At 46.4% G+C, this 24,621-nt stretch carries 20 protein-coding genes, 1 other RNA gene and 1 pseudogene; 10 read left to right on the top strand and 12 right to left on the bottom strand.

Annotation, left to right across the window (positions count from 1 at the left end; all coding sequences use genetic code 11):
- The first annotated feature begins 110 nt into the window (after positions 1-110).
- The gene (gene rbfA, locus H3S94_RS02625; protein ID WP_077990645.1) at positions 111-509 is read left to right on the top strand and encodes a 30S ribosome-binding factor RbfA; all 399 of its coding nucleotides are present in this window, start codon (positions 111-113) and stop codon (positions 507-509) included.
- Positions 510-515: 6 nt separating this feature from the next.
- Complete coding sequence (gene truB, locus H3S94_RS02620; RefSeq protein ID WP_077990647.1) at positions 516-1,478, top strand: tRNA pseudouridine(55) synthase TruB; 963 nt, start codon at positions 516-518, stop codon at positions 1,476-1,478.
- Between the two features lie 609 nt (positions 1,479-2,087).
- Here the strand turns inward: truB and H3S94_RS02615 are convergent.
- The gene (locus H3S94_RS02615) at positions 2,088-3,719 is read right to left on the bottom strand and encodes an MFS transporter (protein WP_198240198.1); all 1,632 of its coding nucleotides are present in this window, start codon (positions 3,717-3,719) and stop codon (positions 2,088-2,090) included.
- A 504-nt stretch (positions 3,720-4,223) separates the two neighbouring features.
- On the opposite strand from H3S94_RS02615, the gene rpsO reads away from it, so the two are divergent.
- From rpsO to H3S94_RS02600, 3 genes and pseudogenes are all read left to right on the top strand, one after another.
- The gene (rpsO, locus tag H3S94_RS02610; RefSeq protein WP_077990649.1) at positions 4,224-4,493 is read left to right on the top strand and encodes a 30S ribosomal protein S15; all 270 of its coding nucleotides are present in this window, start codon (positions 4,224-4,226) and stop codon (positions 4,491-4,493) included.
- A gap of 209 nt (positions 4,494-4,702) precedes the next feature.
- Positions 4,703-6,838, top strand: a pseudogene (gene pnp / locus H3S94_RS02605) (polyribonucleotide nucleotidyltransferase); the annotation flags it as partial.
- 568 nt (positions 6,839-7,406) lie between these two features.
- Positions 7,407-8,408, top strand: coding sequence for a class I SAM-dependent methyltransferase (locus H3S94_RS02600; RefSeq protein ID WP_198240196.1), 1,002 nt, complete (start codon positions 7,407-7,409; stop codon positions 8,406-8,408).
- Positions 8,409-8,933: 525 nt separating this feature from the next.
- Here the strand turns inward: H3S94_RS02600 and fabI are convergent.
- From fabI to fabA, 3 genes are all read right to left on the bottom strand, one after another.
- Positions 8,934-9,752 carry an enoyl-ACP reductase FabI gene (fabI, locus tag H3S94_RS02595; RefSeq protein ID WP_198240475.1) on the bottom strand — a complete coding sequence of 273 codons (819 nt, stop codon included), beginning with the start codon at positions 9,750-9,752 and terminating at the stop codon, positions 8,934-8,936.
- Between the two features lie 47 nt (positions 9,753-9,799).
- Entirely contained in the window at positions 9,800-11,020 is a 1,221-nt protein-coding gene (gene fabB, locus H3S94_RS02590) for a beta-ketoacyl-ACP synthase I (RefSeq protein WP_077990654.1), read from the bottom strand.
- 77 nt (positions 11,021-11,097) lie between these two features.
- Positions 11,098-11,607 (bottom strand): 3-hydroxyacyl-[acyl-carrier-protein] dehydratase FabA, encoded by a 510-nt coding sequence (gene fabA, locus H3S94_RS02585; RefSeq protein WP_077990655.1) that lies wholly within the window; start codon positions 11,605-11,607, stop codon positions 11,098-11,100.
- A 284-nt stretch (positions 11,608-11,891) separates the two neighbouring features.
- Here fabA and irrA point away from each other — a divergent pair, with 284 nt between their 5' ends.
- Entirely contained in the window at positions 11,892-12,320 is a 429-nt protein-coding gene (gene irrA / locus H3S94_RS02580) for an iron response transcriptional regulator IrrA (RefSeq protein WP_149866625.1), read from the top strand.
- 320 nt (positions 12,321-12,640) lie between these two features.
- On the opposite strand, the gene H3S94_RS02575 is transcribed toward irrA, so the two are convergent.
- From H3S94_RS02575 to ffs, 6 genes are all read right to left on the bottom strand, one after another.
- Positions 12,641-13,618 (bottom strand): cation diffusion facilitator family transporter, encoded by a 978-nt coding sequence (locus tag H3S94_RS02575; RefSeq protein WP_077990656.1) that lies wholly within the window; start codon positions 13,616-13,618, stop codon positions 12,641-12,643.
- Positions 13,619-14,863 carry a lytic murein transglycosylase gene (locus H3S94_RS02570; RefSeq protein WP_198240195.1) on the bottom strand — a complete coding sequence of 415 codons (1,245 nt, stop codon included), beginning with the start codon at positions 14,861-14,863 and terminating at the stop codon, positions 13,619-13,621. It lies immediately after the preceding gene.
- Between the two features lie 3 nt (positions 14,864-14,866).
- On the bottom strand, positions 14,867-15,472 hold the full coding sequence (recR, locus tag H3S94_RS02565; RefSeq protein ID WP_198240194.1) for a recombination mediator RecR: 606 nt from the start codon (positions 15,470-15,472) through the stop codon (positions 14,867-14,869).
- 527 nt (positions 15,473-15,999) lie between these two features.
- Positions 16,000-16,323 carry a YbaB/EbfC family nucleoid-associated protein gene (locus tag H3S94_RS02560; RefSeq protein ID WP_198240193.1) on the bottom strand — a complete coding sequence of 108 codons (324 nt, stop codon included), beginning with the start codon at positions 16,321-16,323 and terminating at the stop codon, positions 16,000-16,002.
- Positions 16,324-16,328: 5 nt separating this feature from the next.
- Complete coding sequence (locus tag H3S94_RS02555) at positions 16,329-18,341, bottom strand: DNA polymerase III subunit gamma/tau (RefSeq protein ID WP_255520154.1); 2,013 nt, start codon at positions 18,339-18,341, stop codon at positions 16,329-16,331.
- Positions 18,342-18,519: 178 nt separating this feature from the next.
- Positions 18,520-18,617, bottom strand: an RNA gene (gene ffs, locus H3S94_RS02550) — signal recognition particle sRNA small type.
- Between the two features lie 53 nt (positions 18,618-18,670).
- Here ffs and H3S94_RS02545 point away from each other — a divergent pair.
- Positions 18,671-19,096 carry an HIT family protein gene (locus tag H3S94_RS02545; protein ID WP_188318060.1) on the top strand — a complete coding sequence of 142 codons (426 nt, stop codon included), beginning with the start codon at positions 18,671-18,673 and terminating at the stop codon, positions 19,094-19,096.
- Between the two features lie 18 nt (positions 19,097-19,114).
- Positions 19,115-20,029 (top strand): NAD(+) diphosphatase, encoded by a 915-nt coding sequence (nudC, locus tag H3S94_RS02540; RefSeq protein WP_198230550.1) that lies wholly within the window; start codon positions 19,115-19,117, stop codon positions 20,027-20,029.
- Between the two features lie 383 nt (positions 20,030-20,412).
- On the opposite strand, the gene H3S94_RS02535 is transcribed toward nudC, so the two are convergent.
- Positions 20,413-21,273, bottom strand: coding sequence for a prephenate dehydratase (locus H3S94_RS02535; protein WP_198230551.1), 861 nt, complete (start codon positions 21,271-21,273; stop codon positions 20,413-20,415).
- The gene (locus H3S94_RS02530; RefSeq protein WP_198240474.1) at positions 21,270-22,010 is read right to left on the bottom strand and encodes a 3-deoxy-manno-octulosonate cytidylyltransferase; all 741 of its coding nucleotides are present in this window, start codon (positions 22,008-22,010) and stop codon (positions 21,270-21,272) included. Before H3S94_RS02530 ends, H3S94_RS02535 begins: the two co-directional genes overlap by 4 nt.
- 118 nt (positions 22,011-22,128) lie before the next feature.
- Here H3S94_RS02530 and H3S94_RS02525 point away from each other — a divergent pair, with 118 nt between their 5' ends.
- Together H3S94_RS02525 and H3S94_RS02520 are read left to right on the top strand one after the other, a co-directional pair.
- On the top strand, positions 22,129-22,674 hold the full coding sequence (locus tag H3S94_RS02525) for a cytochrome c family protein (protein ID WP_198240191.1): 546 nt from the start codon (positions 22,129-22,131) through the stop codon (positions 22,672-22,674).
- Positions 22,675-22,733: 59 nt separating this feature from the next.
- A complete protein-coding gene (locus tag H3S94_RS02520; protein WP_198240190.1) occupies positions 22,734-24,557 on the top strand; it encodes an extracellular solute-binding protein in 1,824 nt (607 codons plus the stop codon).
- The last annotated feature ends 64 nt before the right edge of the window (positions 24,558-24,621 follow it).

The raw sequence follows: 24,621 nt of genomic DNA, 5'->3' as shown, positions 1-24,621 counted from the left end.
CGGTTTTCAAGTGGTTGTTGGCCGCTTAATTCGATGCGAATTGATCGTTCGGAAAAATTTCGGGATATTTATCTAAAAAATATACGCCCGAAAAATCAAAGGTATTAGCTATGAAACATGCAGGCCCCTCTCAAAGGCAATTGCGTGTCGGCGAGCAGGTTCGCCACGCCCTTGCCTCCATCTTCCAGCGCGGAGTTATTCTGGATCCCGTGCTTGACGGCGTGGTTCTCAGTGCAACAGAAGTCAAAATGTCACCGGATTTGCGCGTTGCGACCTGCTTTGTTGCACCACTTGCCGATGCTGATGGCGAAGAAGTGGTAAAAGCACTCAATCACCATGCAAGATTTATTCGCGGCGAAGCGGCAAGAGATTTGCGGCAATTAAAATATATGCCGGAGTTCCGCTTCAAACCGGATACCAGTTTTGACAATTTTGCAAAGATCGACGCTCTGTTGCATTCGCCAGAGGTAGCGCGGGATCTTCATCACGATGACGAGGAAAAGGAATAGAATTTTATGGCGCGTCAGCGGAAGAAAAAAGGCCGTCCGGTTTCGGGGTGGGTAATTCTTGATAAGCCGAAAGGCATGGGGTCGACCGAGGCTGTCTCGAAAATCAAATGGCTGTTTCAAGCCGAAAAAGCCGGACATGCCGGTACACTCGACCCGCTTGCGTCGGGTATGTTGCCGATTGCTCTGGGCGAAGCCACGAAAACTGTTCCCTATGTTGTTGACGGTACAAAGGTTTATCGTTTTACCGTTTCCTGGGGCGAAGAACACAATACCGATGATATGGAAGGTGAAGTCACAAAAACATCTACCAAGCGGCCAAACAAAGAAGAAATATTGGCGATATTGCCCAATTACACAGGCACAATTCTTCAAACCCCGCCGCAATTTTCTGCTATCAAGATTGATGGAAATCGCGCTTATGATCTGGCACGAGAAGGTGAAAAAATAGATATTCCACCGCGTGAAGTCGAAATTGACAGTCTTGAGCTTATCGAGATGACGCCGGAAGGGCATTCGGTCTTCGAGGTGGAGTGCGGTAAAGGAACTTATGTGCGCGCTCTGGCTCGCGATATGGGGAGAGAACTCGGATGCTATGGCTATATTGCCGATTTGCGTCGCATTGAAGTTTCACCTTTTGTAGAAGACGATTTTGTGAGCCTCGAAGAGCTGGAAGCTGTTGCACCCGAAAGAGGCGAGGCTGACGCCAATGGCATTTTTCCGCCGCGTGATTTTTCCGCTCTTGACGAACTTCTGATCGAAACCGGTGCGGCACTTGAATTTCTGCCGCAATATCCGTTAAGCGACGAGCAGGCCTACCGTGTACGAATGGGGAATCCTGTTTTGTTACGCGGGCGTGATGCACCTGTTGACGAGGATGAGGTTTGTGTGACCCAAAAAGGCAAATTGCTTGCGATCGGTATGATTGAAAAAGGCCAGTTCAAACCAAAGCGTGTCTTCACGGTTAGCTGATGTTCGTCGGGCAAAAAGCTTGTCTATCGAGAATATTCGGGACGGGATCGTGTGTTACTCAAGACAGAAAAGCTTGAGGTAAAAGAACAGAGTTCAGCATTTTTTAGGTTCTGCGCCGGTTGTTGTACTGACATCAGCGATCCGGATATTCGCCTGCCAAAGGTCATGTTCATAACATGATTGCGATTAGCCAATATTGTTATCAAATAAATAAAAGCCTTCACAGGCAAATATCGGCTTTATTGTCCTGAAAGCGGGTATTTCGCTCACATCTTTCATAATTGGCAAACAGTGTTTATTGTTGTTTGGAAGCGGGAAAATAAAATTTATTTTGTATAGATTCAATTTTCGTTGTTAATTTATTTTATCATGTAACATTAAAAATATATATTATATATTTAATGAAAAATAAACTATTAAAACAATAAATTTTTATAAAATTATTGATTAATTAGAGGATATTTATATAAAAATATAGATATTTCTATTGTTTATATGATCTATTTTCTTGAAAATTTTTAATTTGTGCAAGAAAAGCTCTTCATAAGAGATATAGTCTTGATAAAATAACATTGACCGCAGGTTTTTTTTCACTTCCGGCTTTTATGTTTAATGGAGATGATGGGCCGAATGTTTAACCTGTATCTGGTCGGCACCCGGTACAGTATGGCGTTCAATCATCCTGTGCACTCTCAAGCCATCGGGAATCTGGCTTAATTGGCGCAGTTTTTCCGTTACTTCGGCATCAGCCTTTGTGCGGCGGCGATTGTGTCTTAGATAATCCACCCAGGTTGGCATATGATAGGTTTCAATCCACCGGTTGGGGTGTTCGAGATCACGTAACAAGGTCCATTGTCTCGCTCCGTCACGCAATCTGATACGCCGCCTTAGCGACATTGTTTTGAGAAATTCTGCAAGATCTTCGTCTTTAATCTCGTAATCGATCATTATCATGATCGGGCCACTTCTTGCCTGAAGGTCAAGATGCAGTTCGGGTTCGCGGAATTGATCGAGCGGATCAAGATTGAGACCCGGTATTTCAAAGATTGTGAATTTGAACCCCATCAATGCGCCGATGACAAGAAATATTACACAAATATATAAAGCAACGACAGGCGAATAACTGTCGGCGAGGCTTCCCCATAGCCAGCTTCCGACCGCCATCCCCCCGAAAGAGGATGTTTGATAAAGTGCCAGAGCGCGTGAGACAACCCAGCGCGGCGTTGACAATTGCACAGAAACATTAAAGAGCGAGAGTGCCAGAACCCAGCACATACCGGCGGGAAAAAGAACAATATGGGCAATGATTGCCGAATTGCTCAAAGCAAGTAACAGACACGACAATGCGTAACCGATGAAAGAACCGGCAACAATAGCTTCCGAGGAAAAACGTTTTCTTATCTGCGAATTGATAATGCCGGCAGCTATAGCTCCTATGCCGAAAGAACCGAGCAACGTGCCGTAAATGAGAGCACCGCCGTCGAGTTTGTCATGCGCAATAACGGGCAGAAGTGCAAGAACCGAAATCGCACCCAATCCGAACATGAATGCGCGGGTCATGATGTTTAAAAGATGCGGTGACATCAAGACATAGCGCAAACCGTCCGACATTGCCTCGACAAGCCGTTCGCGTGGCAAACCATTATTGACATAGTCCGGTTTCCAGAAAAACAATGCACCAAGAAGCGGAATATAGCTGAATGCATTGAAAACAAATGCGGCTGCACCACCGAATGCGGCAACAATAGCGCCGCCGGTTGCAGGGCCGACACTGCGCATCAGATTGAAACCGACACTGTTCAATGTAACGGCAGCCGAAATATCCTCGCGCGGAACAATGTCACCAACAGTCGCTTGCCAGGGAGGATTATAAAGGGCCGAGCCACAGCCGATCAGAAAGGTGAAAGCAAGCAACAGCCACGGGGTTAAAAGACCGAGATAGGTGAGAACCGCAAGGAGAACCGAAACGGCCATCATCATCAATTGGGCGGTAATCATAATCTGGCGACGATTGAAATTATCGGCGAGTGCACCGGCCAACAGTGAAAAAATGACAACCGGTAAAGTGTTCGCCCCCTGAACAAGCCCTACCATTGAATGGGACGTGCTGATTAATGTCATGAGCCAGCCGGCACCGACTGTCTGGATGAGGCCACCCAGATTGGATACAAGCGTTGCCGCCCACAGGCTTCTGAACGCGTGACTTTTGAATGGTGCAAATGCTGAGCTTTTTTGTTGCATCGGTTCCCGTTATATGAATTTATTTGATTCAATCTAGGCGAGACCTATGAAAGCCGCAAGTCTCGATGCCAGGACTTGCTTATTTCGGGGTAAAAATCCACACACCTATTTTTGATAATATTGTCCGATTACAATTTTAAAAAAGAAAAAGATTGAATTGTCTTTTAATGTCACTTTGAAAGTTGATATTTTGAAATATATCGTCAGGTTAAGTTTTAAATTGCGAAAAATATATAAATTACAACCGGATTTATAAAGAACATTGTTATCGCGTTTAATCATTGGCTTGAATGACGTCTGTTTTTTAAAGGCGTTGAAAGAACGCTGAAGGAAAATTGGTCGAAAACCTTGGCAAATGATCGGCAGGGCTAGTAATGGCTGCGCATTTCCTATATATGAACCTGTCGTGCAGATGTTTTTGCATTTGCCGATTCATAGACCCTAGCTGGACGACATCCCGGCCGGGGCGTCTTCAATGTCCCATTTTTTTGAAAGGATGATACGATGTCGATTACTGCTGAACGTAAACAGGCTCTCATCAATGAATATGCAACCAAAGCAGGCGATACAGGTTCGCCGGAAGTACAGGTTGCTATTTTGTCAGAACGTATTGCCAATTTGACCGAGCATTTCAAATCCCACAAAAAGGATAACCATTCCCGTCGTGGCCTTTTGAAACTTGTTTCCCAACGTCGTCGTCTTCTCGATTACCTGAACGGTGTCGATGAAAAACGTTACCAGTCGTTGATTTCCAAGCTCGGCTTGCGTCGCTAAAACAATCAGGGCGGGAAATCACAAGGTTTCCCGCCTTTCAATTTCTACAACTTGAAAAAGTCGCAGAAATCGAGGAACCGTCATGGGGCAGGATTGCCAGCCGCACAGGAAAACAATCGTGTGCGTCTCGTTGTCTTGCCCATGACATGACAAAAGAACTAGGCCGTTTAAAGGGGAATATGCCTTTGACGGTTAATCAAGGACAAGAAATGTTTTTTAACACTCATAAAGTAGAGATTGACTGGGCAGGCCGCCCGCTAACTCTTGAAACAGGAAAAATTGCCCGTCAGGCTGACGGTGCAGTTATGGCAACTTATGGCGAAACAATTGTTCTCGCCACCGTGGTTTCCGAAAAAGAACCCAAGCCCGGACAGGATTTTTTCCCGCTCACAGTCAATTATCAGGAAAAGACTTATGCAGCCGGTAAAATACCGGGTGGTTATTTCAAGCGTGAAGGCCGTCCGAGCGAAGGTGAAACATTGATTTCGCGTTTGATCGACCGTCCGATCCGCCCGCTTTTTGCAGAAGGCTACAAAAACGAAACTCAGGTTATTATCACTGTTTTGCAGCATGACCTTGAAAACAATCCCGACATTTTGTCGATGATTGCCGCTTCTGCTGCTTTGACACTTTCGGGTGTTCCGTTCATGGGGCCGATTGGTGGCGCACGTGTCGGCTATATCAACGGCAAATATGTGTTGAATCCGAATATTGATGAAATGCCGGAATCAAAGCTTGATCTCGTCGTTGCCGGCACATCCGACGCGGTTTTGATGGTTGAATCGGAAGCGCAGGAACTGAGTGAAGATGTGATGCTCGGTGCTGTTGTTTTCGGTCATAACGGCTTCAAGCCGGTTATTGACGCGATTATCAAACTCGCTGAAGTTGCTGCCAAGGAACCACGTGAATTTGCTCCCGAAGATTTGAGCGCTTTGGAAAAGAAAATGCTCAAATTTGCCGAAAAAGATCTGCGTAAAGCCTATCAGATTACCGACAAGCAAGAGCGTTATGCCGCTGTTGATGCAGTCAAAGCCAAGGTCGACGCAAAGTTCATGCCTGAAGGTGAAGACGAGCCGGAATATAATGCAGAAGAAATTGCGACAGTCTTCAAGCATTTGCAGGCAAAGATTGTTCGTTGGAACATTCTCGATACAGGTAGCCGCATTGACGGTCGCGATTTGAAAACAGTCCGCCCGATCTATACGGAAGTCGGCATTTTGCCACGCACGCACGGTTCGGCATTGTTTACCCGTGGTGAAACACAGGCCGTCGTTGTTGCAACTTTGGGAACAGGTGAAGACGAGCAATATATTGATTCGCTCACAGGAATGTACAAGGAAACATTCCTTCTCCATTATAACTTCCCGCCATTCTCGGTTGGTGAAACCGGACGCATCGGCTCACCGGGGCGCCGTGAAATCGGCCATGGAAAGCTTGCATGGCGTGCAATCCATCCGATGCTTCCCTCGCAGGAAAGTTTCCCTTACACAATCCGCGCTGTTTCGGAAATTACCGAATCCAACGGGTCGTCATCCATGGCTACTGTTTGCGGTACATCCCTGGCATTGATGGATGCCGGTGTTCCGTTGCAACATCCTGTTGCCGGTATTGCTATGGGCCTCATCAAGGAAGGTGACCGTTATGCAATCCTTTCCGATATTCTTGGTGATGAAGATCATCTTGGCGATATGGATTTCAAGGTTGCCGGTACGGAAAATGGTGTCACTGCTTTGCAGATGGACATTAAAATCAACGGCATTACCGAAGACATCATGAAAGTGGCACTCGGACAGGCCAAAGAAGGCCGCATCCATATTCTGGGTGAAATGGCAAAAGCTTTGACCGGAGCACGTTCCGAATTGGGTGAATATGCTCCACGTATCGAGATGATGAATATTCCTGTCGATAAAATCCGCGATGTTATCGGTTCCGGCGGCAAGGTTATCCGCGAGATTACCGAGCAAACCGGTGCCAAGATTAATATCGAAGATGATGGCACAATCAAGATTGCATCTTCCGATGCCAAAACAATCGAAGCTGCAAAACGCTGGATCCATTCCATTGTCGACGAGCCGGAAGTTGGACAGATCTATCAGGGTACTGTTGTGAAGACAGCCGATTTTGGCGCTTTCGTCAATTTCTTCGGTCCCCGTGACGGTCTGGTACATATTTCCCAATTGGCTCCCGAACGCGTCAACAAGACGACAGATGTCGTCAAGGAAGGCCAGAAAGTTTGGGTCAAACTTATGGGATTTGATGAACGTGGCAAAGTCCGCCTGTCGATGAAGGTTGTCGATCAGGAAACAGGGCAGGAAATTCCGCGCGAAGAAGCTCCGAAGTCTGAAGAATCCGACCATGCCGAAAAACATGGAAAGCATGAAAAGGCTGAAAAGCACCACGAAGACAATGGTGAAAAGGGCGAGAGGGATGAAAAATCCGATAAGCCTGAAAAGAAACATCGTCGCAAAAAGAATGCTGATAAAGACAAAGAATAGTCTTTGAAACAACATTGAATGGAAAAAGCCGCTCCTCATGAGCGGCTTTTTTTTGGAGATGAAATCAAAGGCAGATCAAGGCAGATCAAAGGAAATCAAAGGGAATCGAAGGAAATCAAACGGGATTTGGTTTTCTTTGGATGACGAGGTTGGAATAAAAGCAATCTACCGGAAAGTCCGGTTATTTTTTTAAGAATGGTTCGTTCAAAAGCGATCATTGCATAAAGCGGTTCTTGGATCCGACATATTGTCAAAAATTCCGGACAGAAAACAAATATCTATTGCTGCAAATCTTTGCAGGTAGATCATTGTTCCGGTTTTTGTTTTCAATTTTAAAATTGCGCCTTCTTCAGCATAACGATAAAGGAACAAAGATACGGGCTTGTTAAAAAGCCGGTTTAAAAAAAGCGAGTTCAAAATGTCGGTTTTTCTGCCTTTTAACCAGAATGTTATAGAACATCCACATCCGGAAAGTTTGTGGTGCGCATTCGGTTTGACAGAAAAACCGGAAAAAGATTGGGTCAAATCACTCGAAATTATTCAACCTTGGCGGGCGGATTTTTTAACGTTTCAACAGGCTGGCTTTAAATGCTTGCCCGAATTACCCGATGAAACAAAAAAGTTTTCGGGTGGTCTCCTTGAGCTTAACAAGCATAAAAAACTGAACCAGAACCGGTTTCTCGCTCTTTTGCATGTGGTGAAAGCCGGTGGCACAATTATTGTCAGTGGCGATAAATTATCCGGTGCCCAATCCTTTTTGAAATGGGTCAATTCTATTGTTCCGGTTTTGGGGAAGCTCTCGAAAGCACATGGCATTGTTTTCTGGTTGACCGTACCGGAGGATATTCAGGAAAAAGAGCTGGAAACGCTTCAACAGCTTCCGCAAAGTTTTGAAAATGCCTTCACAACACAGGCAGGCATGTTTTCAAACGGGCGTATTGACCAAGGGTCAAAAATGTTGGTCAAACATATGGAAAGAATTGTGTTTGGTAAAACGGCCGATTTCGGTTCAGGCTGGGGCTATCTTTCCTATGAAGCGATCAAACAGGCAAAAAAGCTTACCGAGCTTGATCTTTATGAGGCCGATTATAATTCACTGGAGGCGGCGAAAACACATATAGGCAGCCTTCACGCTTCCCTTCCGGTCGATTATTTATGGCAGGATATTACAAGCGAGCCGATAGATCGGATTTATGATACAATCTTGTCGAACCCGCCATTTCACGACGGGCGTGCGGCAGATGTCTCATTGGGACAAAAATTCATAAGTGTTGCAGCGCAAAGGTTGAAACCCGGTGGTTGCTTTCTCATGGTGGCCAATCGGCAATTGCCCTATGAAACGACTTTGCAAAAATGTTTCCGGAAAGTACTGCTTCTTGAAGAGCAGAACGGCTTCAAAGTGATTGAAGCGCGCAAATGACGTTTATCAAAAGGCTATAAAGAGGCGGGTAAAGACAACACAAACGTGTTTGAATGTTTTGAGGACTATTCCGACTGATAATTGAGTGACCACAAGGAAAAAGATTATTTAACCTGCCACACGACAAAATGGCAAATAAAAACGCGTATCAAAAAACGTGAATTGCCATCATTGACGTACCATCATTGACAGATTTGAAAACGAAGCCAAAGGATATTTTCCTTTTTCGGGAGCAAATCAATAGGATAGGCAATCGTGTTCTGCCGGATTTTCGCTCCAAAACTATACTTTGATAAACGGTGAACGGTCTTGATGGAAAAGGCAGCAATCAATGCCGCTATATACGATGACAGGAGAGGCTCACCACAGTGGTGCGACAGCTTGCCTGTTCTGCTGAATTATTCTTGTCGAGTGAGGGGATTGAGCGGAACGGAAGCCTGATAAATGACTGATCCCCATGAATTGGGCAACAGTGCCAAAAGGAAATGCAGACAATCACCCCCGAAATAAAAAACGCGGCGAAAATTATTCGCCGCGTGATTCGTCACTGTCTTTGAGTTCTTCCAGTATCGGCATGGACATAATATTATAGCCACAATCAACATAATGGATGTCGCCGGTAACACCGGAAGCCAAATCGGATAACAGATAAAGTGCCGATTTGCCAATTTCATTAATATCAACCGTACGACGCAAAGGTGCATTGCGCTTCTGGTAAGAGAAAATCGCGCGCGCTGCACCAATACCATTACCGGCAAGTGTGCGAACGGGACCCGCTGAAATTGCATTGACACGGATATTCTGCGGCCCGAAATCAGCCGCCAAATAGCGCACCATCGCTTCAAGTGCGGCTTTTGCAACCCCCATAACGTTGTAATTGGGAACAACATGTTGGGATGCACCATAGGTCAATGTCAGCAATGCGCCACCGTTAGGCATTAACCGTCCGGCGCGCTGGGCAATTTCGGTAAAGGAAAATGCCGAAATAACCATTGTACGACTGAAGTTTTCGCGTGTCGTCACATCGACATAACGTCCTTTGAGCTGCGATTTATCAGAAAAACCGATCGCATGAACGACAAAATCAAGTGTACCCCATTCTTTTTCCAGCCGATTGAAAACAGCATCGACCGAAGCAATGTTTTCGACATCGCATTCAAGCAAAAGCTTGGAACCTAATTTTTCTGCCAAGGGTTGGACACGCTTTCCAAATGCATCTCCTTGATAGGTAAAAGCCAGTTCAGCCCCCGCTTTTGCGAGCTGACATGCTATTCCCCAGGCGATTGAATGGTCGTTCGCGACGCCCATTATGAGGCCGCGCTTGCCCTTCATCAAACCTTCCATCATATTCTCCGTAAGCCTGTGGCACTCTCTTAACGAAAGTGTCCGGTTTATTCGTAACGCTGGAAAACCAGCGTTGCATTGGTTCCGCCAAAGCCGAAAGTATTTGACAGGACTGTGTTCAGTTTTTGGTTATCAAGACGTTTGCGTACAATCGGCATATCCGCAAACGCCGGATCAAGCTCATCAATATGAGCACTTTCACAGATGAAATCATTCTTCATCATAAGAAGTGAGTAAATGGCTTCTTGCACACCGGCAGCTCCGAGTGAATGGCCGGTTAGCGATTTGGTTGCCGAAATCGGCGGGCACGAATCACCCGAACCGAAAATCTTGCGAATGGCCTCTATTTCCGGAGGGTCACCCACAGGAGTGGATGTGGCATGGGGATTGATATAATCAATTTTATTTTTGACAGTTGATAAAGCCATGCGCATGCAGCGCTCTGCCCCTTCACCGGAGGGGGCTACCATATCATAGCCATCCGATGTCGCACCATATCCGACAATCTCTGCATAGATCTTTGCACCGCGTGCTTTGGCCACTTCCAGTTCTTCAAGCACCAGAACGCCCGCTCCCCCTGCGATAACAAAGCCGTCACGACCCGCATCATAGGCACGTGAGGCACTTTCAGGCGTTGCGTTGCGTTTACTCGACATAGCACCCATGGCATCGAACAATACCGATAAGGTCCAATCAAGATCTTCGCACCCGCCGGCAAAAACACGATCCTGCTTGCCAAACTGGATCAGCTCATATGCATTGCCGATACAGTGATTGGATGTCGCACAGGCGGAAGAAATCGAATAATTGACGCCCTTTATCTTGAAAAAGGTAGCCAGCGTTGCCGAAGCAGTCGAACTCATGGCTTTTGGCACAGCAAAAGGACCAACGCGTTTGGGGCCTTTTTGGCGTGCAATATCGGCTGAATCGACGATTGTGCGTGTCGATGGCCCACCGGAACCCATAATAATTCCGGTTTCCGGATTTGAAACTTCGGCAGATGAGAGCCCTGCATCGGCAATTGCCTGATCCATAGCAATATGATTCCAGGCAGTACCACGTCCGTGAAAACGCATGGCGCGACGATCAACGAGTGATTCAATGTCAATATGCGGCATGCCGTAAACCTGGCTGCGGAAGCCCAGATCTGCGTATTCTTGCGAAAAACTAATACCCGATTTTGCTTCACGCAAACTATTGAGGACGGCTTCAGGGTTATTCCCGATTGATGAGACAATTCCCATACCGGTTACAACTACTCGACGCATCAGTATCTCCTTGGTATCTCATAAACAAAGGTTCGCTCCCCCTGTCTATTTGCCACCCTGTCTATTTGAAAGAATACTTACTCTTCCTTGAATAAGGCTACACGCAAATCGGCCGCCTTATAAATTATTTCACCATCGGCTTTAACAAAACCGTCAGCAATGCCGAGCACAAGCCGACCACGCATAACACGCTTGAAATCAATACCATATTCGATAAGCTTCGTCTTTGGCGTAACCATTCCGGAAAATTTCACTTCTCCTGTTGAGATGGCACGTCCCTTGCCGGGTTCACCAAGCCAACCGAGGAAAAAACCCGTGAGTTGCCATAATGCATCAAGCCCCAAACAACCGGGCATGACCGGATCGCCAATAAAATGGCAGGCGAAAAACCATAAATCCGGTGTGATGTCGAATTCGGCACGAATCAGTCCTTTGTTGTGTTCGCCACCATTTTCGCTGATTTCGGTAATACGGTTGAACATCAACATTGGCGGAGCCGGTAATTGTGCATTGCCTTTTCCGAACATTTCACCGCGTGCGCAGCTTAAAAGCTCTTCATACGTGTAGCTAGACTTTTGTTCAGCCATTGTTACTCCATCCGTCAGCACTTTATCACTCTTAGCGCCTTTTTACGACATACTCTTAGAGCATATTCAACAATGTTGAAACCGCTTTTCGACAGTTTTTGATGACAAAACACGTTCTTAATCAATTTTATTTGTGATAATTATGACCAGACGCCCGTATAAGTTGAGAAAAGCATAGCTCTAAAGGTGATGGTAACAATCAAGTATACTTGATTGCAAATGCTTTTCAGTATATACAATATCTATCGGATTGGTGGGAAACTTCAAATAACGCGGAAAAAATAGTGATTTATCATTCGCTTGGAGAATTGGAAAAACGCTTACGCGAAAAAGGCTTGCGCCCGACAAGGCAGCGCATGGCTCTGGCCGACTTGTTATTTTCCAAAGGAAACCGCCATATTGCGGCCGAAGAATTGCACGCAGAAGCAGTCAAAGCTGCTGTGCCGGTGTCACTTGCAACAGTCTATAACACTTTGCATCAATTCACCGAGGCAGGGTTGTTGCGCATCATTGCTGTAGAAGGCTCGAAAACCTGGTTCGACACCAACACATCCGATCACCATCATTTCTTCCTTGAAGGGGAAAACGAAATTGTCGATATTCCTTCAGGCCCGGAAGGCAAGCCGATTGTAGGCAATTTACCCGAACCGCCAGATGGTATGGAAATTTCCCACGTCGATCTCATTGTCAGACTGCGTCCGAAAGACGAGTGAGAAAAAATCAAGCCGGAAACAACAGCATATTTTTTCAAAAACCATCTCTGGCAAAATTATCACTGGCAAAATTATCTCTGGCTAAAACCGTCTCTGGCGAGGGTTTTTAACGAGTCTGAACGTCTGGAATATTGCTTCTTTCCTGTCTGTCAACCGTATTTGTTGACGACACGACATGATGTCTTTCAGCGATTTTTGAATGAGAGCCGATTATAGCGGTGGTGAGGCTTAGAGTTTTTCTAACCGAAAATTCCAACCGGTTTGTTTTTTTAGAAATGAAGCTATCTATTGTCATTGAATAGAAATTCATCACTTATTTTCTATTCTTCATCATTGTCATTATTGTCTTCATGATTTGATTCTATTTTTTCCCGTCTTCTTGCCCAGATTCCGGCAGTTTGCGGTTTTACGAAAAATCCGACCACTTCCGGTCTTGCAATCGCCAGATTTTTTTCGATACGTAGCACACATTCTTCTATTTTCGGTGCAGTCAGTTTGTCCTCGAATTCGAGGCTGACATTTACGACGACCTGATTGGGACCCATCTGCTGGGTGATGATTCCGTTGACCTTTTGCACATCGGGGTCGGCGGATACAATGTTGAAAATTGCCTTTTGGACTTCGGGAAGGGCAGCCTCGCCGAGAAGGAGTCCTTTGCATTCTCTGGCAAGAAAAATCGCTGTTACCGCCAGAATGACAGAAATGCCAAGCGAGGCAATGCCATCGAAAATAAAATTACCAGTCAGAATCGAAGCGGTAATGCCGGTTAGAGCAATTGCAATGCCTAAAAGTGCTGCACTGTCCTCGAAAAGAATAGAAAAAACGGTCGGGTCTTTGGAACGGTGGACAGCAGCAAGATAGCCGAGTTTACCTTTTGTGCGGCGGAAATGCCTCAAAGCCAGAAGCCATGAGGTTCCTTCAAAAAATACCGATAGCCCCAAAACAATATAGTTGACGGTTACATTATGAATTTCCGCAGGGGCGAGAACGTGCAAAACGCCTTCAAAAAACGATACACCGGCGCCTAATGCAAAGACCAGCAGGGCAACAATAAAACTCCAGAAATAAAGCTCCCGCCCGTGGCCGAAAGGGTGAACCCGATCGGGTGGAATGGAGGCACGCTTGAGACCGTGCAATAATAACAATTCATTGCCGGTGTCGACAATCGAATGCACACCTTCTGACAACATAGCCGACGAACCGGTAAATGATGCGGCAACAAATTTGGTAAGTGCGATCAGAAGATTGCCTGCGAGTGCTGCATAGATGACTACTTTGGAACCGGAATGTGATGCCATTTAGCGAATATCCGCAATTAAAGAACGACTGGGAAAACAGGTCGGCTTCTGTCCGTGTTTTTGTTGCCACAGTCCAATGGAACGGCGCGTTTTAAACCCCGCAAGACCGTCGGCTTTGCCTATATCATAACCTTGCGATTGCAATTTGTTCTGTAGATTTAAAACTTCGGACTGATAAAGCTCGTCGACTTTTTGCCAGGACTCGATAAAGCCGCGTTTTCCTTCAATCCCGTCCGCGACAGTGGCAATAAAAAGCCCATAAAGGTCGCTCATATTATAAGATTTCAACACATAGAAATTGTCGGTGACAAGAAAGGCCGGTCCAAGACGCCCCGCCGGCATAAGAAGATAAAGCGGGCGGCTTTTGTCAATTTCGGGAAGGGCGTCGGAAGACTGCGGTAAAACACCGAGCTTTTGCCATTCACTTAACATTTTTCCTTGATCGGGACCTTCAAGAAAACAGCCGACAGTTTCTGGAACTTGGACTTCATAGCCCCAACCGGCATTTGCTTTGTAACCGTTAAGCTTGAGGTAGTTTGCAATAGAAGCGAGAGTATCCGGTGTTGATGTCCAGATATTGCGATGGCCATCACCATCAAAATCGACAGCATATTTCAAATAGGATGTCGGCATGAATTGCGGTTGACCTAATGCACCCGCCCACGAACTTTTCATGGAAGCCGCATCCATGTAATGATTCTGTACAATGGTCAAAGCGGCGATAAGCTCGGTTTTGAACATGTCTTTTCGTGTGCTCATAAACGCTTTGGTTGCAAGAACTTCAAAAGCATTATAGGGGATTTTAACACTGCCAAAATTGGATTCCCGCCCCCATATGGCAAGTGTAATCGAAGCGGGAACGCCATATTGTTTTTCTATTTTTTTCAAACGCCCACGGTTTTTGGAAAATTGCGCTTTCCCGTCACCAATAAGACGGGCCAATGTTTTTGCCGAAAAATAATTGGCCGGTGCGCTGAATTCCGCCTGATGTTGGCGCCTTTGCGCTTCCGGCTTTTCTCCTGGAATCACAAGGTCGGGTAATGCGAGATTGGGCGTGACTGTAGAAAGGACTTCCGAAAATGTTCCGGCCGAAATTCCTGATTTGAGAGCCTCTTTATAAAAATCCTTGTTAAGCCAATCACTAAATTGGTTGTTGATCGCGTCACGATCAATGGCGGAGGCATTTGCCACCAAAGCGGCAAAGAGAAGGATAAATGCTGTAAAAAAACGGTAAGTTTTCAACATTCTTCAAAGACTCGTCCTTGCTCGTAACGCCGCAGCCAAAGTGCCATCGTCAAGATAATCCAGTTCTCCGCCAACCGGAACGCCATGTGCCAGACGGGTAATTTTCACCGGATAGGGATGAAGGAGGTCAGTGAGATAATGGGCTGTGGTCTGGCCTTCGATTGTTGCATTGACTGCAAGTATCACTTCTTTGACATCGCCTTCTGCCACACGGTTGACGAGACCTGCAATGTTAAGATCATCCGGCCCTATGCCATCAAGCGGCGAAAGATGCCCACCCAGAACGTGGTATTTGACCTGCATTGTACCGGCTCTCTCCAGCGCCCAAAGATCGGAGACATCTTCGACAACGATGATCGTTGATTGATCGCGCCTCGGGTCGGTGCAAATCGAACAGGGGTCGGATGTATCGACATTTCCGCAGACCGAACAAATACGAATTTTTTCAGCGGCATCCTGCATGGCAAGACCCAGAGGTTTTAACAAAACTTCCTTTTTTTTAATCAGGAAAAGCGCAGCCCTTCTTGCCGAACGTGGCCCAAGACCTGGAACACGTGCAAGAAGCTGGATGAGCTTTTCTATTTCTGGACCCGCAAGATGCTTTGACATGGACGAACTCTTTTAAAAATATATATGCAAACTTCTGGAAAATGCCAGTTATTGGATTGCCAGTTATTGAATTGCCAGTTTTTGAATTGAATGTAACGGATATACCGTCTTTTGATATGAAGATTATTTTCCCATAGTTACAACAAAAGCATGGAGTTTAAAAACCGATTGTTTTGAAATAACAATTGTTCTCGCCTCTTCATCACACGTGTTCTTTACTCCGATTCTTTTTACAATCCGGTTTGATACCGGTTGATGATCTGTTTTCATTATCACTATTTGCGAGCGGCAAAAGCCATATTTATCGCGCTCTCATTATTCAAAGTGCAAGTGTTTTATATCCCTGTAAGCGAATGCATGAAAACGGATTTATCGAGCTTTGAACAGAGCGGATAGGCATTTAGCCGAATTGTTGTTTAATGAAAAACAAAAGCCGTTGTGCTTCCACACAACGAGCTTTTTGAAATGTCTTTTGTTTCTTGTCTTCTCTACCGGTTTTAAAAGTCGGTAACCGAAGGAAACACAAATCAGAATGGCAGTTTGAAGCCGGGAGGTATTGGTAGACCGGCGGTAATTTCCTTGGTTTTTTCAGCCATTGTGTTTTCAATTTTCGCTTTGGCTTCATTATGGGCAGCCATAATCAGGTCTTCGAGAATTTCAACTTCATCGGGTTTTACCAGTGAAGGATCAATCTTGATTGCAGAAATGGTTCCCTGACCGGTCAAAGTCACACTGACCAGACCACCGCCTGATGACCCCGTTTCCTGAATATTTGCCATTTCATCCTGCATGGCCTGCATTTTTGCCTGCATTTCTTTGGCTTTTTTCATCATGCCCATCATGTCACGCATGGGGTTTATTCTCCTTGATCGTTTTCGTCGTCTTCATCAGTCATATCGTCATTATTGGTCAAATCAAGACTGTCGTCAGATCGGTTGACACGCACATCGACAATTTTTGAACCGGGGAAATATCTCAAAATTTTGGCAATATCGGGATCGGCTTCGGCATCGGATAAAAGTGCCTGATGGGCTTTTTCATCCTCTTCACGCAAAGTCAATCCGCCGCCCTCGTTGACGACAGTCACAGTCCAGCGTTCGCCTGTCCATTCTCTAAGCATTTTTGCCATGTCATGGGCAAAAAAGCGAGGCATACCTTCAGCCGGTTCAAATTCGATACGGCCTTGGCGGAACGAAACGGGACGCACAAATTCCTTGACCAGAAGTTTGAATTGCATGTCATTATGCTTGTCGGCAAGATCGACAACATCCTGCAAGGAATGAAGAATAACCCTGTTTACTGCCGGTTCGCTGTTCTCTTCCGCGGTTTCGTTATTTCTTTCGAGGGGTTGCGAAACCTGCTCGTCCGGCTCCAATGCGGCCGAAGACGTGCTCACCAATTGCATGGTTGGTGCTTTTTGCGGGGAAGGGCTTTGCAAATTCTGCTGTTCCGCCACGGCGTTATTGCGAGAGCTATTATCAATCTCTGCACGGGCAGTTTCATGAGTTCCCGTTGAATAAGCATTGTCACTGCCGGTCGAATTACCCGCCAACACATTTTTTGTTGCGGATTGTTCTTCCATGATATTTTTTCCGGAATTGGCACTGCTTTTTTCGGAATTGCCGCTCACATCGTGCGAATCATCTTTGCCTTGTGCCCCATCGGAACTTGGTGGAAGTTTGATGGCAGGCTTTCCCTCGCCAAGGGCTTTCAGCGCCTCGTCAAGTGTTGGCAAGTCGGCCGCATGGGTGAGCCGGATCAAAAGCATTTCGGCAGCATCAATCGGACTTGCAGCCGAATCAACCTCCTGAGTACCTTTAAGAAGCATTTGCCAGGTACTTGAGAGAACGCGCACAGACAGTTTTTTGGAAAAATCAAGCCCGCGTTCGCGTTCTTCTTCAATGAGCGAAATATCATTGGCAATTTCGGGCGTAAAACGCAGTCTCGTCACCAGATGGTTGAAATCGGCAAGCTCGTTCAAAATGACAAGCGGGTCGGCTCCACCGTCATATTGATCGCGAAATTCTTTTAAAGCGCCGGCAACATCGCCTTTCATAATCATTTCAAAAAGGTCGATAATGCGCGTGCGGTCGGCAAGCCCCAACATGGTACGCACAGAATCGGCATCGACTTTGCCGCCACCATGGGCAATCGCCTGGTCGAGTATTGAAAGCGCATCACGAACAGAACCTTCTCCGGCACGGGCAATCAAAGCAAGAGCACTGTCTTCGGCCTCGATTTTTTCAAGATCGGAGATTTTTCTCAAATGAGCTGCCAGCACATTTGAATCGACGCGCCGCAAATTATAGCGTTGGCAACGCGATAAGACAGTCACCGGAACTTTGCGGATTTCTGTTGTGGCAAAAATGAATTTTACATGCGGCGGCGGTTCTTCCAATGTTTTTAACAGGCCATTGAAGGCCTGCGTCGAAAGCATATGGACTTCGTCGATAATGTAGACTTTGAAACGGGCTGCAACCGGACGATAGCGCACCTGTTCAATAATTTCTCTTATATCATCAATACCGGTATGGGATGCCGCATCCATTTCGATCACGTCGACGTGCCGGCCTTCCATAATGGCCTTACAATGTTCGCCGAGTTTGTCCATATGGATTGTCGGTTTATCGATTGTGTCTGTCTTGTAATTGAGTGCACGCGCAAGGATGCGGGCTGTCGTGGTTTTTCCTACGCCACGAACGCCAGTCAACATCCATGCTTGCGGTATCCGTCCACTATCGAATGCGTTTGTAAGTGTGCGCACCATCGGCTCCTGACCGATAAGGTCGGAAAAATTTTGTGGCCGATATTTTCGGGCGAGAACGCGATAACCTGTCTCTGCCTCAGTGCTTTCCATGTGTTCTTCCAGTTTCCGAAATGTGATTTTCCTGAATGTGGACTTTGACGGCGTCTGCGTCAACCAATTGTGTTAAATATAGGATTTCAGGTGGGGATTTTCGACAGTTTAGGGAATTTTTCAAAACGCCATTGCCCGAATTTTCCGATAAACAAGACGTGACCTGAATAAGATGTGATTGGTATAATGAGTGGGAGGCTGGCACTGTGACCCGTGCCGAAGCTCGTTAGGGCTGCTTCCTTCCGGACCTGACCCGGTTGGCGAGTGGCTCGTCCACCACCAACCTCCCGGCGTTCATATCGCTAATTTGAAACAAAAAAGCAAGTCGTGAAACGAAAAACATGGAGATAAATACGTTGCAACAGCCATTTAAACTTGATCCACGTTTGGAAAAAGACAGTTTTTTCATTGTCGGGCTTGCCTTATCCGATGTCCGGCTCATGAATGATTCCCGTTGGCCGTGGCTTATTGTCGTCCCCCGCATTGCCGGAGCGGAAGAAATACATCATCTTTCCGTCGACGATGAACAGGTTCTTATTGCCGAAATGAACGAGGTTGCTGTAGCACTTGAAGCCATCACCGGATGCGATAAAGTCAACACAGCCGCTATCGGCAATATCGTACGACAACTCCATGTGCACATTATTGCCCGTAACGAAGGCGATATAAATTGGCCGAAAACGGTCTGGGGATATGGAGAACCCGTTCCCTATAGCGATGAAGCCGCTCGCAAGCTTATTCGTAAGCTGCAACTGAGGCTCGATTGAATTAAGGCTGGATTGAATATGACATCTTCTGCAATTGCATTTATCGGAAACCCTATCAACCGTCAGCTTGAAAAGCGTACGGATACAATCGTAGCCGAACAGAAAAACCATCATGCGCATTTTATTGTGCTCAACGGTTTTTCAATCGTCTATCGGAATGTTAAAGGGATGGCCGATCTCTATCTTGATGAAAAATCGTTAGAGCTGTTCAAGCCGCAATGGGAAGAAGCCTGCCTGCTTGGTTGGGAAGATGAAAATCCGGTTATTGCTTTGCCGGTTGAAGAATTTGCCGGTCAACCCCCTTCACCATTCAATCAGGTGGGGTTGAGGGAAGCTTATAGCCGCGCACTTTTCAGCCAGACGCAATCGGGCGTTCTCGCACAAGCCTATTCATTGCTCATGTGGCACAAAAATAACCGCTTTTGTTCGCGTTGCGGCAAGCCCAGCCGGATTGCGGCAGGCGGTGCAAAGCGCATCTGCACGGCTTGCGGAACCGAGCATTTTCCGCGAACAGATCCGGTTGCCATCATGCTTGTCCATTTTCGGGACAAGTGCCTTCTTGCCCGCACACCGAGCTTTGAAAAGGGGCGTTATTCCTGCCTTGCCGGTTTTGTCGAACAGGGGGAGACACTGGAAATGGCGGTGCGTCGGGAAACACGCGAGGAAATGGGAATACCGGTGGGCAAGGTGGTCTATATTGCGTCCCAACCTTGGCCGTTTCCGCATTCTTTGATGCTCGGTTGTCATGCCGAAGCGCTCGACGACAAGATTACCATCGGCTATGACGAGATGGAAGACGGGCGCTGGTTTACCCGTCAGGAAGTAGCACTCATGATGGCCGGTCGCCATGAACAAGGCCTGCATTTGCCACCCCGCGCAGCAATTGCCAATTTTTTGATAAGGGAATGGCTGGAAAAGAAGTTTATCGACTAGGATATGGCTTTTGGTGGCGGTGGTTTTTGTGAGTTTTGAAAAGCGCCGCTATATCATTTAACCGAGTACCTCAAAATTATCCGCTTGTGGTATTTCGTGTTGAACAGCTTGTCTCATCCGTTCTGAACCCGATGCTTCGACCGGACGGAAAATACAAAAGCCACATGTGTTGATCTCAAGTCTTGAGAGCGGCCATTCTCTAATCTTCATCATTATGGCCGAACATTCTCACCCGATTGTCGTCAACCCTCAAATATTATCACTTGCCATAAGCAGGATAAAAGTTCGGGTAAAAATTCATGCTTGAAACACACAAATAGCAATCGGTACATTTCTGCCGATTTCTGTGATTTAAGAGCACCGTCCGGCTAAGCCGGTGAACCTCACCCATAAATTTTCGTGTCGCGGACAGGACTAGCCGGATAGACACCGACTATTCTGACCTTGGTCGAGAAGAAGCCCAATTCTTCCAGAGCAAGGCGCACCATCGGCTGATCGGGGTGGCCTTCAATATCGGCAAAAAATTGTGTCGCATTGAATGTGCCGCCAACCTGATAGCTTTCAAGCTTGGTCATGTTGACGCCATTAGTCGCAAAACCTCCCATGGCTTTATAGAGTGCTGCCGGAACGTTGCGCACACGGAAAAGAAAACTGGTCACGACCTTTTCGCCGTTTTCGGGTTTTGGTGCGCGTTTCTCTTCCCGCGAGAGGATAACAAAACGCGTTACATTATTTTCCGAGTCTTCGACATTTTCTTCAATGATATCCAGACCGTAAAGTTTGGCTGCAAGTTTTGGTGCAAGGGCTGCCTGTGTGCGGTCACCTGCCTGTTTAATGAATTTGGCAGCGCCCGCCGTGTCGGATGAAACGACCGCCTGCCAATGATTGTCGCGGATAATTTTGCGGCATTGTCCCAGTGCATGGATGTGGCTATGAATAGATTTTATCTCTTCACGTTTGACACCGGGCAGCACCATCAATTCAAAATGGATCGGTAAAAAATATTCGCCGATGATGAAGAGTTTTGTTTGCGGCAATAAATGGTGAATATCGGCAACACGTCCGGCAAGCGTGTTTTCAATCGGAATCATGCCAAGGTCGGCTTCTCCGCTCTCGACCGCATGCAAAGCATCTTCAAATGTTGTACAGGGCAAAGGCTCCATTTCGGGAAACATATTGCGACATGCTGTGTCGGAATTGGCGCCGTAATCACCTTGGAACGCTATTTTATTGGTTTTTGTCATTTTCCCGCCCCGATCATTTCTCTTGCGTGTTCGAGATCTTCAATTGTATCAACCCCTAAAGGCACAGTTTCGATAATTTCCGCATCAATACGCATGCCTGCTTCAAGCGCACGCAATTGTTCAAGGCTTTCCCGCTTTTCAAGATAGGAAGGTTGTAACGAGACAAAACGTTGAAGTGCTTTACGTTTATAGGCATAAAGGCCGATATGGTGGTAAAGCGGCCCCTTGCCATAGGGTGCTGTAGCGCGGGTAAAATAAAGGGCGCGCAATCTGGTTTTTCCGATCGGCGAACCAACGATCTTCACCACATTCGGATTGAACTTTTCCTCTTCAACCGAAATTTCGGCCCCCAAAGTGGCAATATCCGTTTCAGGGTTTTCAAGTGGTTTCAATGCTGCGGCAATTTCATGCGGCGCAATTGTTGGCAAATCACCTTGCACATTGACAATGACATCAAAACGGTTATCCGGATCAAGAAGCGTTAATGCTTCATAGATACGGTCGGAACCCGATTGGTGGTCTGGGCGTGTCATGACAGCTTCCATTCCATGCGCCTTGACAGCATTGGCAACGTCTTCATGGTCGGTTGCAACAACCACCCTGCCGAGATTTGCCTTATTGGCGCGTTCGGCAACATGAACAATCATCGGCTTTCCGGCAATATCGGCCAGAGGTTTTCCGGGAAGTCGTGTTGAAGACATGCGGGCAGGAATAAGTATAAGAGTAGAAAAAGCCATCATCATCGTCCTGAAGATTATTATCCCAGTTTATTCTATCCGATTTATAGATGTTGCGTTGATGACGCAAAAGACTTAAATTTTCAACATCTATAAAATTTAAGCGACCGAATTTTTTATGAAGGTATCCACTGTCAACGATCTTATTGCCGCCTGTCTTCTCTGGGCTGTTTTTCTTTTTCTAATCGTTTATGGCAGTGACCTTGTTTATGACCACCAGCAACCGGCAAAAATTGTTTATTCAATCAACGGTGAAGAAGCACCGGTTACCGAAAAGGCAGAGCCGAAACAACAAATATCACTCATTGAAAGGCTTCAACAGGCGGATATTGAAAATGGCCGCAAGGTATTCGGCCAATGCGGTTTATGTCATACGCCTGCAAAAAATGGCCCTGCACGTGTCGGCCCACCTTTATATGGAATAGTGGGAAGGCCATTTGCTTCCGCTTCCGAATACACCTATTCGCGCGCTATGCGGGCAGAAAATGGCAAGACATGGGACTTTGCAACGCTTGACGCCTATCTTGCTTCCCCGCGTAAATATATTCCCGGAACGGCCATGGCTTTTAACGGTGTGAAAGACGAGAAAGACAGAGCTGATCTTATTCTTTATTTGCGTAGTCTTTCTGATGAGCCGGTTGAATTGCCACATTTAACCCCTTAAGAATAACAATCAATAAAATCTGTTTTCTATTGGCTATATTGAAATCGATTGGGGATTTGATGAAACTCGGATTGGCTTTTTGTCTCTTTTTCGCCCTTAATAGTATAGCTATCGCCGATCCCGAGTGGCGCACGAGCCTGTCTCTCGGAGTTGAACCCAAATATGGCGCCAATTTTACCCATTATGATTATGTCAATGTGAATGCGCCCAAAGGCGGCACTTTTAACGATAGTCGCACCGGCACATTCAACAGTTTCAACCCCTATATTGTTACAGGTACACCTGCAGCGGGTTTTTCTTCCCGCGGTGGCGGGGAACAATATGATACACTGATGGCACCTTCGACCGAAGAAACGTCGGTCAACTATCCCCTTATAGCCGAGGCTGCACAATATCCGGACGATTTTTCGTGGGTAAAATTCCACTTGAACAAAAAAGCCCGATGGCATGACGGTCGCCCCATTACCGCCGAGGATGTGGTGTGGAGCTTCAATGTTTTGAAAAGCAATTCGCCATTTTTCAACAATTATTATCATTCGGTCAAAAAAGCCGAAAAAACCGGTGAAAATGAAGTCACCTTTGTGTTTCAAGAAAAAGGCAATCGCGAACTCCCTTATGTGATGGGGCAAATGCCGGTTCTGCCTCAACATTGGTGGGAGGGGACCGATGAAACGGGTAAAAAAAGGGATATTACTGCACCAACTCTCGAAATACCTTTGGGGTCAGGGCCTTATGAGGTTGAAAGTTTTATAGCCGGAAAATCGATCACGTGGAAAAGGGTTAAAAATTATTGGGCAGCCGATCTTCCTGTCAATCGTGGGCGGTTCAATTTCGATAAAGAGCATTATAGCTATTTTCTTGATCCGAACGCTGCATGGGAAGCCTTCAAAAAAGGTAATCTCGTCGACTGGAATTTGGAAAACCGTATCCAGCGCTGGAACCAGAGCTATGATTTTCCAGCGGTCAAAAACGGGCAAGTTATCAGGCGCAGTTTCGCCTTTCATGGCTCGGGACGTATGCAAGGATTTTTTATCAATACGCGCCGCCCGCAATTTGCCGACCGGCGCGTGCGTCAGGCACTCAACCTCGCTTTTGACTTCGAGTCTCTCAATAAATCGTTGTTTTTTAATGATTATCATCGGATCTCAAGCTATTTTGACGGGCTTGATCTGGCGGCAAAAGGTTTGCCTCAGGGGAAGGAACTTGAAATTCTTGAAACGGTCAAAGATGAAGTGCCGGCCGAAGTCTTTACCACCCCCTTTTCCAACCCCGTTTATGACAAGCCCGATTCATCAAGGCGCTATCTGACAGAAGCCATGCGTTTGTTGAATGAAGCCGGTTGGCATCTGGAGCAGAACCGGCTTGTCAATAAAAAGGGTGAAGTTTTCACATTGGAAGTGATGCTGAGTGACATGGCATTCGAGCGTGCGACAGCACCTTTTATAGCCAATCTTCAACGTTTGGGAATCGATGCATCCATGCGCGTTGTCGACGCATCACAATATCAAAATCGCGAAGCGAATTTCGATTTCGATCTTGTCATCAAGGTTATCGGCCAAAGCGATTCACCCGGCAATGAACAATTGGAATATTGGGGCTCGAAAGCGGCTGACCGGCAGGGAAGCTATAATGTTGCGGGCATTAAAAATCCGGCTGTCGATAAACTCATCGAACGTGTCATCTATGCAAAAGATCGTGAGGAACTTGTTGCTGCAACGCGTGCTCTCGACCGGGTTTTGTTGTGGAATTATTACGTTATCCCGCAATGGTATGCCGAACATCTCAATATTGCCTATTGGGACAAATTCGGCATTCCCGAACCGCAACCGGAAGCAAGCGGCGTTGATATTCCCTCATGGTGGGTGAAAAAAGACAAAAACTAGAACTGCGGTGTACTAGAACGCCCAAGAACCGGAATTGCTGTGAAATCGGCTGTTTGTCATTTGT

Origin of the sequence: Bartonella sp. B10834G3, from assembly GCF_016102505.1 — a bacterium.
GTDB lineage: Bacteria > Pseudomonadota > Alphaproteobacteria > Rhizobiales > Rhizobiaceae > Bartonella > Bartonella choladocola.
Note: the sequence above shows the minus strand (reverse complement) of the source record. Positions and strands in the feature narration are given on the sequence as shown.

What these genes read in the sequence shown, in the direction of transcription:
- rbfA (WP_077990645.1), top strand. Translation starts at nt 111, where the DNA reads ATGAAACATGCAGGCCCCTCTCAAAGGCAATTGCGTGTCGGCGAGCAG.
- truB (WP_077990647.1), top strand. Translation starts at nt 516, where the DNA reads ATGGCGCGTCAGCGGAAGAAAAAAGGCCGTCCGGTTTCGGGGTGGGTA.
- H3S94_RS02615 (WP_198240198.1), bottom strand. Translation starts at nt 3,719, where the DNA reads ATGCAACAAAAAAGCTCAGCATTTGCACCATTCAAAAGTCACGCGTTC.
- rpsO (WP_077990649.1), top strand. Translation starts at nt 4,224, where the DNA reads ATGTCGATTACTGCTGAACGTAAACAGGCTCTCATCAATGAATATGCA.
- H3S94_RS02600 (WP_198240196.1), top strand. Translation starts at nt 7,407, where the DNA reads ATGTCGGTTTTTCTGCCTTTTAACCAGAATGTTATAGAACATCCACAT.
- fabI (WP_198240475.1), bottom strand. Translation starts at nt 9,752, where the DNA reads ATGGAAGGTTTGATGAAGGGCAAGCGCGGCCTCATAATGGGCGTCGCG.
- fabB (WP_077990654.1), bottom strand. Translation starts at nt 11,020, where the DNA reads ATGCGTCGAGTAGTTGTAACCGGTATGGGAATTGTCTCATCAATCGGG.
- fabA (WP_077990655.1), bottom strand. Translation starts at nt 11,607, where the DNA reads ATGGCTGAACAAAAGTCTAGCTACACGTATGAAGAGCTTTTAAGCTGC.
- H3S94_RS02575 (WP_077990656.1), bottom strand. Translation starts at nt 13,618, where the DNA reads ATGGCATCACATTCCGGTTCCAAAGTAGTCATCTATGCAGCACTCGCA.
- H3S94_RS02570 (WP_198240195.1), bottom strand. Translation starts at nt 14,863, where the DNA reads ATGTTGAAAACTTACCGTTTTTTTACAGCATTTATCCTTCTCTTTGCC.
- recR (WP_198240194.1), bottom strand. Translation starts at nt 15,472, where the DNA reads ATGTCAAAGCATCTTGCGGGTCCAGAAATAGAAAAGCTCATCCAGCTT.
- H3S94_RS02560 (WP_198240193.1), bottom strand. Translation starts at nt 16,323, where the DNA reads ATGCGTGACATGATGGGCATGATGAAAAAAGCCAAAGAAATGCAGGCA.
- H3S94_RS02545 (WP_188318060.1), top strand. Translation starts at nt 18,671, where the DNA reads ATGGAGATAAATACGTTGCAACAGCCATTTAAACTTGATCCACGTTTG.
- nudC (WP_198230550.1), top strand. Translation starts at nt 19,115, where the DNA reads ATGACATCTTCTGCAATTGCATTTATCGGAAACCCTATCAACCGTCAG.
- H3S94_RS02535 (WP_198230551.1), bottom strand. Translation starts at nt 21,273, where the DNA reads ATGACAAAAACCAATAAAATAGCGTTCCAAGGTGATTACGGCGCCAAT.
- H3S94_RS02530 (WP_198240474.1), bottom strand. Translation starts at nt 22,010, where the DNA reads ATGGCTTTTTCTACTCTTATACTTATTCCTGCCCGCATGTCTTCAACA.
- H3S94_RS02525 (WP_198240191.1), top strand. Translation starts at nt 22,129, where the DNA reads ATGAAGGTATCCACTGTCAACGATCTTATTGCCGCCTGTCTTCTCTGG.
- H3S94_RS02520 (WP_198240190.1), top strand. Translation starts at nt 22,734, where the DNA reads ATGAAACTCGGATTGGCTTTTTGTCTCTTTTTCGCCCTTAATAGTATA.